At 45.2% G+C, this 13,643-nt stretch carries 14 protein-coding genes and 1 pseudogene; 5 read left to right on the top strand and 10 right to left on the bottom strand.

Going from position 1 to position 13,643, the window contains the following annotated elements; genetic code table 11:
- Window positions 1-57 precede the first annotated feature (57 nt).
- From ACGHM3_RS24325 to ACGHM3_RS24310, 4 genes are all read right to left on the bottom strand, one after another.
- Window positions 58-2,445 carry a PAS domain-containing protein gene (locus ACGHM3_RS24325; protein ID WP_345420749.1) on the bottom strand — a complete coding sequence of 796 codons (2,388 nt, stop codon included), beginning with the start codon at window positions 2,443-2,445 and terminating at the stop codon, window positions 58-60.
- A gap of 576 nt (window positions 2,446-3,021) precedes the next feature.
- Window positions 3,022-3,594 carry a hypothetical protein gene (locus tag ACGHM3_RS24320; protein ID WP_345420752.1) on the bottom strand — a complete coding sequence of 191 codons (573 nt, stop codon included), beginning with the start codon at window positions 3,592-3,594 and terminating at the stop codon, window positions 3,022-3,024.
- A gap of 247 nt (window positions 3,595-3,841) precedes the next feature.
- Window positions 3,842-4,627 carry an SDR family oxidoreductase gene (locus tag ACGHM3_RS24315; protein ID WP_345420755.1) on the bottom strand — a complete coding sequence of 262 codons (786 nt, stop codon included), beginning with the start codon at window positions 4,625-4,627 and terminating at the stop codon, window positions 3,842-3,844.
- Between the two features lies 1 nt (window position 4,628).
- Window positions 4,629-5,255, bottom strand: coding sequence for an NAD(P)H-dependent oxidoreductase (locus tag ACGHM3_RS24310; protein ID WP_345420757.1), 627 nt, complete (start codon window positions 5,253-5,255; stop codon window positions 4,629-4,631).
- A gap of 118 nt (window positions 5,256-5,373) precedes the next feature.
- Between ACGHM3_RS24310 and ACGHM3_RS24305 the strand changes: the two genes are divergently transcribed.
- Window positions 5,374-6,255, top strand: a complete 882-nt coding sequence (locus ACGHM3_RS24305) for a LysR family transcriptional regulator (protein ID WP_390517717.1) — start codon at window positions 5,374-5,376, stop codon at window positions 6,253-6,255.
- A 187-nt stretch (window positions 6,256-6,442) separates the two neighbouring features.
- On the opposite strand, the gene ACGHM3_RS24300 is transcribed toward ACGHM3_RS24305, so the two are convergent.
- Together ACGHM3_RS24300 and ACGHM3_RS24295 are read right to left on the bottom strand one after the other, a co-directional pair.
- Entirely contained in the window at window positions 6,443-7,012 is a 570-nt protein-coding gene (locus ACGHM3_RS24300; protein ID WP_345420763.1) for a hypothetical protein, read from the bottom strand.
- A gap of 240 nt (window positions 7,013-7,252) precedes the next feature.
- Window positions 7,253-7,837 carry a hypothetical protein gene (locus ACGHM3_RS24295; RefSeq protein ID WP_345420766.1) on the bottom strand — a complete coding sequence of 195 codons (585 nt, stop codon included), beginning with the start codon at window positions 7,835-7,837 and terminating at the stop codon, window positions 7,253-7,255.
- 171 nt (window positions 7,838-8,008) lie between these two features.
- Here ACGHM3_RS24295 and ACGHM3_RS24290 point away from each other — a divergent pair, with 171 nt between their 5' ends.
- Both ACGHM3_RS24290 and ACGHM3_RS24285 read left to right on the top strand, forming a co-directional pair.
- The gene (locus ACGHM3_RS24290; RefSeq protein ID WP_345420769.1) at window positions 8,009-8,920 is read left to right on the top strand and encodes a hypothetical protein; all 912 of its coding nucleotides are present in this window, start codon (window positions 8,009-8,011) and stop codon (window positions 8,918-8,920) included.
- Window positions 8,917-9,432: a hypothetical protein gene (locus ACGHM3_RS24285; RefSeq protein WP_345420772.1), complete on the top strand. Its 516-nt coding sequence runs from the start codon at window positions 8,917-8,919 to the stop codon at window positions 9,430-9,432. Before ACGHM3_RS24290 ends, ACGHM3_RS24285 begins: the two co-directional genes overlap by 4 nt.
- A 229-nt stretch (window positions 9,433-9,661) precedes the next feature.
- Here ACGHM3_RS24285 and ACGHM3_RS24280 read toward each other — a convergent pair whose 3' ends face one another.
- From ACGHM3_RS24280 to ACGHM3_RS24270, 3 genes and pseudogenes are all read right to left on the bottom strand, one after another.
- Window positions 9,662-9,925: a hypothetical protein gene (locus ACGHM3_RS24280; protein WP_345420775.1), complete on the bottom strand. Its 264-nt coding sequence runs from the start codon at window positions 9,923-9,925 to the stop codon at window positions 9,662-9,664.
- A 124-nt stretch (window positions 9,926-10,049) separates the two neighbouring features.
- A complete protein-coding gene (locus ACGHM3_RS24275) occupies window positions 10,050-10,406 on the bottom strand; it encodes a T6SS amidase immunity protein Tai4 family protein (protein ID WP_390518274.1) in 357 nt (118 codons plus the stop codon).
- A pseudogene (locus ACGHM3_RS24270) lies at window positions 10,406-10,546 on the bottom strand (T6SS effector amidase Tae4 family protein); the annotation flags it as partial. The gene ACGHM3_RS24275 and the pseudogene ACGHM3_RS24270, both read right to left, overlap by 1 nt.
- 111 nt (window positions 10,547-10,657) lie before the next feature.
- Here ACGHM3_RS24270 and ACGHM3_RS24265 point away from each other — a divergent pair.
- Window positions 10,658-11,635: a transposase gene (locus tag ACGHM3_RS24265; RefSeq protein WP_345420781.1), complete on the top strand. Its 978-nt coding sequence runs from the start codon at window positions 10,658-10,660 to the stop codon at window positions 11,633-11,635.
- A gap of 392 nt (window positions 11,636-12,027) precedes the next feature.
- Window positions 12,028-13,053 (top strand): IS630 family transposase, encoded by a 1,026-nt coding sequence (locus tag ACGHM3_RS24260; protein ID WP_390517130.1) that lies wholly within the window; start codon window positions 12,028-12,030, stop codon window positions 13,051-13,053.
- Here ACGHM3_RS24260 and ACGHM3_RS24255 read toward each other — a convergent pair.
- A complete protein-coding gene (locus ACGHM3_RS24255; RefSeq protein ID WP_345426258.1) occupies window positions 13,037-13,498 on the bottom strand; it encodes a hypothetical protein in 462 nt (153 codons plus the stop codon). The two genes, ACGHM3_RS24260 and ACGHM3_RS24255, sit on opposite strands and share 17 nt — an antisense overlap.
- Between the last annotated feature and the right edge of the window lie 145 nt (window positions 13,499-13,643).

The following is a 13,643-nucleotide window of genomic DNA, read 5'->3' as shown; positions in this document are numbered from 1 at the left end:
TGCTCATCTATGGGTGTCTTGCTAGCGTCTTGGCTTAGGAGTCTACCTATAACTTACTTACAAGCTTTGCACTTTGAACTTTACAAGGAACTGAACACCCTCGTTTTCTTTACTATGGCATTCTATGGAGCCGCCCAGGGGGCCCGTGATAATGTTGTAGATTATATTTAACCCTAATCCAGTTCCTCCTCGGTTGCGGCGAGTGGTAAAAAATGGGTCAAATATTTTGGGTAGATTCTCCTGGCTGATGCCGCGGCCGTTGTCTTTGTAATCGATCTGTATCTCATCGTCTGCTGTTTTGCTAACGCCTATGCTGATAGCTCCACCGTTGGAATAACTGAAGCCGTGGTTCACTGAATTGACAATAAGATTGGTTAAAACCTGTGACAGCAGCCCTGGGTTTGTCATAACCTCATGGTGGGCGTCGCAATCGATGGCAACATCTACTTTGTCCTTTCTAAGTACCGAGGCGAGACTAAAAACTACCTCGTCGATATAGGTTTTGATATTAATCTGGCGATCTTCTTCACAAGTTTGGTCCACCGCTACCTGTTTAAAGCTACGCACCAAATGCGCTGTCCTGTCCAGGTTCTTTTTAACGATATCGGATATTTCATTGGTGCTATCAAGAAATTCCTCAAAATCATCCTGAGTCATCTTGCCGGCTTGATAGCTCTGGCGAATATCACGGCTTTCTTCCATCAGCTGAGTAACGCCGGTTAAACCGATACCGATGGGGGTATTGATCTCATGGGCGACACCTGCCACCAAAGAGCCAAGGCTTGCCATCTTTTCTGATTCCACCAGCTTGTCCTGGGTGCGGCGCAGATCTTCCAGCATCTCCTCCAGGCTATCATTGGCCGTCTTTAAGTCAGCGTTGCGGTCGTTGATCGCGATTTCCAGCTTTTTCTTTTCAGAGATATCCCGCGTAATTGCGTAGAGTACATCTTCCCCGTTTATGTTAGTTTTGGTAACGATAATCTCGCACCAAAACTCAGTACCATCGGCCTTTTTATGGATCCATTCAAAGCGGATGGAGCCCTGAGTAAATGCGTGCTGAATAATGGCTGTAGCTGCATCTACAGAGGCGCGGCCGTCACTTTGGAACTCGGGAGATATATCAATGGGTGTTAAGCCAATAATGTCTTCCTTTTTACTAAAGCCAAGTAACGATAAAAACGCTTGGTTGCAATCCAGGTAGGATTTCTCATTTAACAGGCACAAGCCATCAACAGACTCATTAAACAGCGTTTCGAAGTTTTCCTTCTGTGCAGCGGTTTCTAATTCCAGTCGTTTCTTTTCAGAGATATCCCGCGTAATTGCGTAGAGTACATCTTCTCCATTGAGGTTGGTTTTAGTAACAATAATCTCGCACCAAAACTCGGTGCCGTCCGCCTTTTTATGGATCCATTCAAAGCGGATGGAGCCCTGCGTAAAAGCGTGTTGAATAATGGCAGCCGCCGCATCTACAGAGGCCCGGCCATCGCTTTGGAACTCTGGCGATATATCGATCGGCGTTAAACCAATGATGTCTTCCTTTTTACTAAAGCCAAGCAAAGTTAAAAAGGCTTGGTTGCAATCCAGATAGGATTTCTCATTCAGTAGGCACAGGCCATCCACGGATTCATTAAACAGCGTTTCGAAGGTTTCTTTTTGGGCGGCAGTTTCTAGCTCTAGGCGCTTTTTCTCAGAGATATCCCGCGTTATAGCGTAGAGTACGTCTTCCCCATTGAGATTGGTTTTAGTAACAATAATCTCGCACCAAAACTCAGTGTCGTCCGCCTTTTTGTGAATCCATTCAAAGCGGATGGAGCCCTGCGTAAAAGCGTGTTGAATAATGGCCGCCGCCGCATCTACAGAGGTCCGGCCATCGCTTTGGAACTCTGGCGATATATCGATCGGCGTTAAACCGATGGTGTCTTCCTTTTTACTAAAGCCAGGTAACCATAGAAACGCTTGGTTACAATCCAGGTAGGATTTCTCATTTAACAGGCACAAGCCATCAACAGACTCATTAAACAGCGTTTCGAACGTTTCCTTCTGTGCAGCGGTTTCTAGTTCCAGGCGTTTCTTTTCAGAGATATCCCGCCAGTTGGTGTGTAGCACAATTTCACCATTTAAAACCATCCTGGTAAGAATAACCTCAACCCAAAATTCATCGCCATTGGATTTTGTGTGCAGCCATTCAAATCGGAGGCTGCCCTTTTGATAGCAAAGCTCTATCAGGGCGAGGCTTTTATCCACCGATTTTTGCCCATCTGGTTGATACTCGGGTGAGAAATCGATGGGGGTATGGCCAACGAAGGCCTCCGGCGTTGAGACACCAACCAACTCCAACATGGATTGGTTACAGTCGACGAACATTCCGTCTTTAAAGATAGCTAAACCGTCCTTGGAATTCCTGAAAACAGCTTCAAAGCCGTCCGTGATTGTATTGGTCTGCATAAATACATCTACCGACTAATAGAATTTATCTGCCCTACAAGACAGCTCTCCACCTTTAATATGCAAAATCAGTAAGAGCGCTTTGTCCAAAATGACAATGGCGGTACGGGAAGGCAATCTTTAGCGATAGTTTGTATAAGCTGCCTTTTAATAAATTAATGAGTGCCATTGAATTCAATGAAGCACGCAAGCCCACATCGCAATATGCCTGATTGAGTATAGGAAAAATTATACGGAATGAAGCTGATAAAGCATTATTTTTAGCGTCAGCATTAGAGCTACAAGGCGCAGATTGGAATATTAGATTGCGCTCGATTAGACTGGTAAAACTATTTGCTCGTCAATGGCGTAGTGCAACACCATCAGCCGAAACGGGAGAGCGCTGGTAGCAGTAGTTTGTGGTGACGATCAAGGTGAATCGTCCTAATAAATAACCTAGACAAAATTGAGCTATACAATGTTAGACTGAGTTAGATTATTTCCTCGTAAGACACCCACTGCAACGTGGGTGTCTTGATTGGATGCTTAATTGGATGTCCTAATGGCTTCTCTAATGGCTTCTTAATATCTCGCAAGTTATTTGAAGTGCCATATAAAGGTAGCGTTAAAATTCTGAAATTTTACCTCTTCATCGCCGCTTACAGATACAGGCCCGTTAGTAATTGGGTCACGATAAATGTAGTCTTCGCGGTAGCTTTGTTTGCCATAATCCCAACCAAGGTTAATCCCAAAATGCTTGTTAAAGTAATACCGCACTCCGGCCCCTACCATAGGAGTAACGTCTGACCTTCCGCCATGAACGGCCTCATAGCGCCCACCTGCTCGTAGGTACACTTCCGCGCGATTGGCAATGGGAAAAGAAAACCGTCCAAACACTCGGTATTCATCTGCGAGCACCGCATCGGCTTCTAAGCCAACGTTTTCGGTAAAGTTATATCCAAAATTGAATATAGGATCGTTGGACGTATAGTCGCCCTTTCTGCTGTAGGGATAGTCCGGCGATATTAGCTTTGTGCGAACGTTGGTGTGCCCCCAGCCAATATACCAGCCCTCTTGCCAGGATTCTGCGGAAACAAAATGACTGAAACCAAAGGATACACCGGCAACTATTGAGAGTATTTTTTTGCATTGAGTTTTTGTGCTAACCATCAGAGTACTTCCTTGTGAAAGAGGCGCTATATAATTGCGTGTTTAAAGACAATGGTTTTGAGCGTGGGTTCAATGCGCTGTGAGATTTTAAATTCTGATGGTGGGATTGATAATAAATTAATGAAGGTGTGCGGTTTTGGCGCAGGTCTTTTTGGCTTGTGGAGCTTACTGTGGGCTACAGTTAGGCGACACCTATGATATGGGTGTCTTGATGGCTTTGTGCACATGTCTAGACGTGGGTGTCTAGCTAAGACGACCGATTGATAGGCAAACCCACAAGCTTTCGGCCTTCGTCTGTTTTTATTGAAAAATCGGTTCCGGCGAATGCCTCACCGCCGTCACCGCACAAAAATGCGACCGCTTCCGCTGCCCAGTGTGGTGGTATATGGTTGGACCAGTCTAAATCACTTACAGCATTTATCTTTGAGTCGCGTATCTTTGCCATAAAGTCAGTAGCTACAGTGCCCGGCGATAACCCCACTACACGAATATTGTGTTGACGCAATTCTTTGTGAGCTACCTCGGTTAATTTCTTTGCTGCAGCTTTGGTGGAACAATAATGGCTCCAGCCAACTAACGCGCTATTGGCTGCACCAGAACTAATATTAACAACAATACCCCCGCCGTCTTCTCGCATGTGGGGTAACGCTGCCCGCATACAATAATATACCCCCTTAAAATTGATATCTGCTGCCTGGGTCCATTCGACTGGGTCGCTTTCAATGAGGTGCGAAAGCGGCTCAATAACACCGGCATTGTTTATCAGAAAGTCAATTTTGCCCGTAGTTGCTAAGCAAGCCGCCACCGCAGACTGAACGGAAGTATATTGGCTAACATCGCAAACCTGCGCCCATGCTCGGCCGCCACCAGCGGTGATATCGCCGGCGGCGGCTGCCACGCTTTCGTAGGAGCGTGCGGTCAGCGTAACCGAGGCACCATAAGCTGCAAGGGTTTTAGCGGTAGCCAAACCTATACCTCGGCTGGCACCCATAATGAGCGCGGACTTTCCGGTAAAATCCAGATGCTGCAACATCTTAGAACGCCCCCAAAACATTGCCCATCCTTGCCACCTGCTGTGCTTTTTGATCTTCAATTTCATCGGCCGAGAGTACCGATGTGCCTTCAATGCTAAATACATCGATTTCCTGAATGCCTAAAAACCGCAGCAATGACACCAAATAGGGTTCAAGGAAGTTCATAGCCGCCATATCTGCGCTAGTAGAATAGCCCTGGGCACCGTAGGCCAATGCCAACACAGCTCGCTTAGCGGTGACTAGGCCACTAAAACCGTCATCGCTAAAAGCAAATGTTTCGTTAATCCGCACTATCTGATCGATCCATGCCTTCAACGACGACGGCACGCCAAAGTTGTAGATTGGCGCACTGATTAACAAATAGTCCGCACTATTGAGCTCGGCGATAAGCTCATCTGAAAGCGCCGTAGCCGCCTTTAGATCCGGGTTGAGTTCATCTGATGGCGTATAAAAACCGGTAATGGTTTCGTTGCTGATATGGGGTATAGCTAAGGTCGCTAAGTCTCGTTTAACCACCTTGGTGGTGCCGTCTAACGTCACTATATGCTGTTGTATCAAGTCTGCTATGCCACGGGAGTGCGAACCTGATACGCGGGGGCTGCTGTCTAATCGTAGTAAAGTTGTCATATCGTCTCCGATGCGTTGTTGTTTAACGTATGGAGAGCTTATATTTAAGCGTAGAAAGCATATATAATGTTGTATGCATTTCATTCGTGCGTATACTGCATTAATGAATCTAGAGCACATGCGAATGTTTGTTGCGGTATACCGAGCGGGAAGCTTTGCCGGTGTCGCCAAAGATCTCGATATAGCAGCCTCCTCGGTATCGCGAGCCATAGCTGCGTTGGAAGAAGACTTAAAAGCGCGCCTGTTCCAGCGCACCACGCGTAACCTTACACCCACCCAAGCTGGTGAGCAGTTCTACCATAGAGTAGAAGCACTAATAGAAGAGTTTGACCTAGCGCAACAAGAAATCATAAGTCAACACCAAGAGCCGTCTGGCACATTGCGCATTACTGCTTCAGTTTCTTTTGGCCAAATAATTGTGGCGCCCTTGTTAAAAGCGTTTTATCACCAATATCCCAAGGTTCGGCTTGAAATTACCTTATCCGATACTCGAGTAAATATTATTTCAGATCAGTTTGATCTGGCTATTCGTCATGGCAAATTGGCTGACAGTAGTTTAATTGCGCGTAAGTTAATGAGTGTGAATTATGCACTGGTGGCAAGCCCAGAGTATTTAAATTCTTCCGCACCCCTAACCGAACCAGATGATATCCACCGTCACAATGTAATTACATTCACCTACGCGGAGTTTAATAAAACTTGGCGTTTCAAAAACCCACTGGCAGATCAAACCGTTGCCATTGCGCCAATATTAACTCTTACCTCAGCACTGGCTATTAAAGAGTGCGTAACCAACGGTATGGGCGTGGCAATGCTTCCAAGCTGGGCGATCAAAGAAGAAATAAAAAGTGGGAGCTTGGTGCCAGTGCTACCGCAGTGGGAGGTATCTGGCGGAAGCTTTGGCAATGGAGTATGGCTAATCTATCCCTCCAGGGCGTTTATGCCTGCCAAAACCAAAGCTTTTGCTGATTTTCTAATCGAGCATACAAATAAAGAATAACTGCTTAAGATCCACTAGTATTTGATCACATAGCCTTCACTCTATATATCTTGGTAGCTTCGTTTAGTTTATTAGATTTGAAGGCGAGACTTTTCTTGCCAAGAGGTTCTTGCGGTTCTTGCCAAGACACCCACTAAGGCGTGGGTGTCTTGATAGCTTTTGATAGCTTCTGGTGTATAGCGATCAATTAAAAGTGCCACATAAAGGTAGCGTTAAAATTCTGAAATTTAACCTCTTCATCGCCGCTTACAGATACAGGCCCGTTAGTGATTGGGTCACGATAAATGTAGTCTTCGCGGTAGCTTTGTTTGCCATAATCCCACCCAAAGTTAATCCCAAAATTCTTGTTAAAGTAATACCGCACTCCGGCCCCTACCATGGGAGTCACGTCTGACCTTCCGCCATGAACGGCTTCATAGCGTCCACCTGCGCGTAGATACACCTCCGCGCGATTAGCAATGGGAAAAGAAAACCGCCCAAACACTCGGTATTCATCTGCGAGCACTGCATCGGCTTCCAAGCCAAAGTTTTCGGTAAAGTTATATCCAAAATTGAATATAGGATCGTTGGATGTATAGTCGCCCTTTCTGCTGTAGGGATAGTCCGGCGATATTAGCTTTGTGCGAACGTTGGTATGCCCCCAGCCAATATACCAGCCCTCTTGCCAGGACTCGGCGGAAACAAAATGACTGAAACCAAAGAATACAGCGGCAACTATTGAGAGTAATTTTTTGCATTGAATTTTTGTGCTAACCATCAGAGTACTTCCTTGTGAAAAAGGCGCTATATAATTGCGTGATTAAAGACAATGGTTTTGAGCGTGGGTTCAATGTGCTGCGAGAAATTAAAATCTGATGATGGGATTGATAATAAATTAATGAAGCTGTGCGGTTTTGGAGTCGGTTTGTGTGGCTCGCGGAGCTTACTGTTAGCTAGAGTAAAGCGACCTTTATGTTATGGGTGTCTTGGTGGCTGGTTGGATGTTTTTATTGGGCAGCTATTCCCCCGGCGCTCGTGATGCCGTAGAGCGCGCTTTAGGCTGGTTTAGCTCGGCAATCTTATTTTTAAACTCATCTACACCGACATCTCTACCAGCGCGGGCTTCCTCGCCTACCCACTCTACAAGCTCGCTGTTTACCCTATGTGCGCCCTGGATGCAGTAAGGTTCATCCCGCACCCAGACGGTAGGAGCGCCAAAACTGGACCCTGTTAAGAATTGGCACTTCTGGTAGTGTGCCGAATCTAGCCAACGATTTTGCTGCCAACCATAAATACCCCATACCAATAGAAACAGAGGTAGGCTGCAAACGATAAACCTTAACCCGCTTGTAATTTCTTTATCCGACAACTTTCCTTGCTGTCGCCTGATAAAACCCGCCAGTAAAACAAAAATTGCCGGCACAAAAACTACCATTGGGATAACGGCAGAATCCAAACCGACAGCTGCAGCCTGTAGTTTAATCAATTTTAGTGCGGATAATTCCTTGAACAGACGAAAGTAATAGCCAACCAATAAACCGACAAAAACGGTTACAAGTAATGCTATACCAAGCTTTGAAGGACTATCATTGGATTTAGACATTACGATTTTTTACCATTTTGTATGGGTTTATAGGCAAGGTTGGTGAGACAAAGCTCACAAAAATACAAGGCATATTCTGTTAGATTCCGTAGGCTTACAGAACGGTGAACTAGATCTAATCTCTTAGATATTCTACTAAACCCTATCAATCATAAGTTAACGGAGTAATTTATGGCCACATCGCTTCCCAGCTATTTCACTGAAACGGATAGCGATCAACTAAAACTACAATTATTGTCACAGCCCAATATCCAAAAACTATTCACAAAACTGGATGCAGACCACGTATTGGTGGGGGCAGGTGTTGTTTATATCACCAAAGATTTGAATGCAATACGGTTGAGAGAGTTTCAAGCGATTTGTCGAATTCGACCAATTCATGTGGTTATCCATGAAATTCCAGAAAGTGAAAGAAGTGACACATACGCAACTAAGCTTGTGCAAAATAGCAGAGAGTCAAAATTGGTTGGCGAATCTGTGGGTACAGTATTGAGTTGCGGAGCAGCCGTACTCGGCTGGTTAGTTGTTATCGGTGGTGGTGTTGCAGCGCCGATTTCAGGAGGAACATCAACAACAGTGTCAGTTCTAGCGTGGGGAGCAGCTGTGGCGAGTTCGCTACAATGCGCCAACGGATTTATCCGCACGGGCTCTGAGCTCGGTAGTGGAGATATTAACGACTATTTGGACTCGCAGGAGTGGTATCAGACGGCCATCACCTCCCTGGACATCATATCTTTAGCAGGAGCCGGTAGTGCCTCGTTAGCTAGTTTCAAAGCTTACCAAGCGGTACGAAGCGTTAGCTCTCGAAGTCTCCTAGATATTTTAAAAGGAATGTCACGGTCTGAAAGAAAACGTATGACAGAAGAAATTATTAGGATCAATTACCCTGGAGTCTCTAACAAAAAATTGAAGCAAATGATTCGAGGTGGCGTGTACCCCAAGCGATATTCTAAAAATAGTATCAATTCAGCTCTTATGTTACATTTGAAAGATTCCGTCGGGGCGGCTCTTAGCTTTGCTGGTAGCGCCAGCTCAGGTACCATCCGAAATTTTGTTATAGGCATATACGAAGAAACTCAATGAGATTAACAAAGGAGGAACAAACCCAACTGACTAGAGAAGTTCTGGATGACTTACCAAAAGACTTCGCGCTGATCTCCCCTTGGGTTTCAATATGGCTTGCCAATATTATCGTCTCTATCGCCGGAATAGCGACATTGATAGTGCTTCTACAGGAGCAGCACTCGGTACCGATCCCCAAAGCGCTAGGCTTTGGGTTGGTGGCATTATTATTCCTTTGTTTTTCCAACTTTGTAATAGCCCAGGGTTACCGAACTACAGGAACTACTCTTGTTAAGGTCATAGCCTATGCCCTGACTATGGCCGGTGTAGTATCTTTAGTCGTACAGAGTCATTTTAACCTGCTTGCAGTTGGACTTTTGGGTTTTGGCTTAACCAGTATTTTACTATCCCACTCAAAGTATTTTTTCGTCTTCACATTCCATCGCGCTAAAATGATGGCCTGGGCACGCGAAAGAATGCGAAAAAACAAGGATTTTAAAACTCAAATTTTAAAGCAAAGAGATCAGAAATAGATCTTACTTGTTAACGTCTCCGCTCCCATTTACCCAGCGTCAATCTCTTCTCACCACCGTAATCGCCCTAGCAAAAATCCGGGCATCGCTGTATGCCCGTTGGTAAGATGAATGGAGCAATTCTATGGCTTCCGAATGGCTTCCGAATCTAGAGATCCATTCCAAATAGCAGATGTCTGGCTTCATTGGGTCAATAGTTAGCCAACCACAACGAAGTAAACTTTTTAAGCTATAGGTTTTTAATTGCATCAACAGCGCTTATGAACTTTGGATCTTTGTCCAGCAGAAAGCATTTTTGCAAATCAATATCGATATTATTTTTGGATGTAACCTTGGGGTTATAGTCTTTTACCAAGAAAGCCACATCCCGAAACTTCTTGGCAGAATGCGACCCGAGCTCCACGATGCCGCCGCTTATTGATTTGATATCATCAAGCTCATAACCCTTCTTTTTAAAATACCAAGAAAAACAACTTGCCTTAGCGAAATCCATGAGCTCATCTGAGGGTAGAATTGAATCGTTTTGTGACTGAAAGTTTGGGCTAGTGCAGCCAGGAATTAATACTACTAGAGCGAGTGCTACTATGAGTGGGTGTCTGGCGGCTGCCGAAACGAATTTACCTTGCGTATTTGGCGTAAATATCTTTGATATCCTTAGAGTTTTGAATGACTACACACATTGCCAACTCTGAAATATTCCCGGCTTTAGACCGGTACTGTTCCGGGCTGTAACTGTTAATGACGGCGCTTACCTCATGGTACGCCTCTAATGGTAGACTCCCGAACTCTCTATACCCATTAAGTGCATCTATGGCATCTTGATAGATATTGCTTTCTTCATAATGGGTGGCAATACAAGATGAAAGGCTGTAAGACTTGAACAGCTCCCATTCGCTGAATGAGTTAGAGCTCGATGAAGAGGCGCAAGCCAATAAAGAAGTTGATGATACCAGGACTGTTAAGTAATTGCGCATTAGGCTAATTCCCATATAAGAGCTTTCCTAACGTTTGAAAAATAACATTTATCAGAACAATCAACGCCGTTCCAAATGGTCGCATGCCCGGTTACGTCAGTCCAATCGTCAACTTCAAATATTACGATGCCATGCCTTTGTAAGTAAAACTCCTTCTAAGTAAGACACCCATCTCAAAATTGAAGAACGCGGTTGACTTGCCACCGAAAGGGTGGATAAATAACCAGTATCCAATCACATGGAGGTGAACGATGGCTCGGGCTAGGAATAGGCAGGTATCTCTGGAAGTAACCCCTTATTATCACTGTACGTCTCGCTGCGTTCGCAGAGCGTTTCTTTGTGGTGAGGATGCCTATACGGGTGAGTCTTATGAGCATCGCCGCCAGTGGGTTGAGGATAGGCTATTGGAGCTTGCGAGCGTGTTCACGATAGATATCTGCGCCTATGCGGTGATGAGTAATCACTTGCATGTGGTGCTGCACGTGGATACGCAGCTGGGGGAATCCCTTAGCGATAGGGAGGTGTGTGAGCGCTGGCACCAGCTGTATAAAGGCACGCTGCTTACGCAGCGGTACTTAAACGGTGAGGCCTTAAACCGAGCTCAGATGGATGCAGTGAGCGATAAGCTGGATGACTGGCGTAGCCAGCTGCAGAGCATCAGCTGGTTTATGCGGGCGTTAAATGAGCCTATCGCCCGCCGTGCCAACGCCGAGGACGGGTGTAAAGGTAGGTTCTGGGAAGGCCGGTTCACATCACAGGCTTTGCTGGATGAAAAGGCTCTGCTGGCATGCATGGCCTACGTCGACTTGAACCCTATTAGAGCTAAAATGGCTGATAAGCCGGAAAACTCGGACCACACTTCCATTCAGCGGCGTATTAACTCCTTAAAGAAAAACAAAGCGCAACCAGAGCCGTTGGCACCGTTCATTGGCTCCCTGCCGCAAGATGAGCACAGCGGCATTCCTTTTGAATTGGGCGACTACCTAGAGCTTGTCGACTGGACAGGTAGGGTAATGCGGGCCGATAAACGTGGATATGTCGAACAAAGCCTGCCGCCCATACTCCAGCGGTTATCCATGAGCAATGATCGTTGGCTAGAGCTAGCGCAATCGTTTGAAGACAAAACGTCGAATCTAGCTGGCTGCCACCAAGTAACAAAGTTGGCAGCGCAGATTCTGGGTTATCAAAGAGTTCCGGCCATAGCGCAGAACCGACGTTACTTCGGCTAAGACATTCCCAATCCAACTACAACGGCAAGTCGACCAGATCTCGACGGGCCGGCCTCATCTGTAACTCCGCAAATCATCCACTGCATCTCCAAAATTCCATTTTTTGCCATCTAGCAAGCTAAAAATTTGTGTTTGTTTGGCTGCGCGCGCCAAAATTTGGCGATATTGGACATTTTATAATGTGGGTGTCTAACTAAGATTCTTGGGTGTCTAGCTACGATTCAATAATCTAAAACTTCATCGACTTATGTGTATCTTGCTAGTCCCGATTCCTAGAGTCAATAAAATAGACGGTATCTGGAATAATCTCGTTAAAACTATCATCCCAAATAACAAACAATTTATCCTCTACTATTAACCCGGTGAGTGTATATATCTGATATAATGCTCGGATGAACAGTAAACCAGACACTCGCACTCTATCATTCGACGCAATAGAAGAAAAACGACGTACGGCGCAAAAGTTGCGCAAGACAGGAATGACTCGAGCAGAAATTTCTGAAATCGTTGGAGCTCACCCCGATACCGTTGGGAGGTGGCTGAAAATTCCTCCCAACAAATTAAAAATCAATAAGCGCGGACCTAAAAAAGGCGAAGGAACACTTCTGTCCAAGGAGCAGAGCGACAGAATTAAAAGCCTGATAACAAATAGGACGCCAGATCAACTGCGGTTGGACTATGCATTGTGGACTCGCCAATCAGTACAGCAGCTAATTCTTCAAGAGTATGGAGTTGAGCTAGCGGTAAGAACGGTTGGCGATTACTTGAAACGCTGGGGAATGACGCCACAAAAGCCTCAGAAGCGCGCTTATGAGCAACGAGCACCAGAAGTAAAGAAGTGGCTTAAAGAAGAATATCCAGACATCAAAGCGCGCGCGAAGTCTGAAAATGCCGAGATATATTGGGGTGACGAAACAGGCTTGCGTAACAATTGCCAGCACGAACGAGGTTACGCCCCGAAGGGAAAGACGCCGGTAATCAAGCTAAACGCAAATTCTGAGTCGATCAACATGATATCTGCAGTCACGAATCAGGGCAAAGTTCGGTTTCGGTTTTTCGAAGGAACCATGAACGGCGACATACTTATCGATTTTATGATGCGCTTAGTTAATTCAGCTGACCGCAAGGTATTTTTAATTTTGGATAACTTACGAGTGCATCATTGCAAGCCGGTCAAAGAATGGCTAGAGGATCACAAAGAGATGATTGAGGTGTTTTATCTACCTGCGTATTCTCCAGAGCTTAATCCTGACGAGTATTTAAACTGTGATCTAAAGAAAGGTGTTCACAGTGGTAAGCCGGCTAGAAATAAAAAGCAATTAAAGTCTAAGGCACAATCTCACATGGCGATGCTGCAAAGAAAGCCAAGTCGGGTCAGGAAATATTTTAACAATGAATATATCAGCTATGCCGCCTAGCAGACGTATATTTCCACCGGGTTAATACCTTGGAGTTAGGATCGCGTCGAAGGAATAATCTAGCTAATATCGAATCAGACCCTTCGATCAACGTAACTCCTTTGATACAATCCCAGGCAATTCTATAAGCAGAATTGAGGCTTAGATGAATCCCCTGATCATCCAGTTTAATTTGTCCACGACACAGCTTTCTGCTGAAATAAAAATCGGTCATGCCATGGTACTCATACAATGGTTTTTCAACAATTGAATAATCTTTGATGTATTCCTCTACCGCTATTCTATGTTTCTTGTTGATCCAATTAACATATATCGCCCAAGCTAAGCTCCACGACAAACCGCCTGCAACTGCCGCCCACAGACCAAAGGCCTCATGCGCAGAAAAAACAACGAGAATAAAAACTATCCAAATAGATGCTACGTTTGCTATCGCTCTTTTTCTCATAATCTTCTATCTGATCACCCATGTTTGAGTGAGTATTTGTGAATTGATGATTTCGCTTAATATTCTAAATGTGGGTGTCTAGCTAAGATTAGAATCATTCAAGACCACCCAATCAACCACGTTTTTGATACAAAAGTAGATCAAT

Source organism: Halioxenophilus aromaticivorans, assembly GCF_042850945.1.
GTDB lineage: Bacteria > Pseudomonadota > Gammaproteobacteria > Pseudomonadales > Cellvibrionaceae > Halioxenophilus > Halioxenophilus aromaticivorans.
The sequence above is the reverse complement of the archived record's forward strand: the minus strand, read 5'-3'. Positions and strand labels throughout refer to the sequence as shown.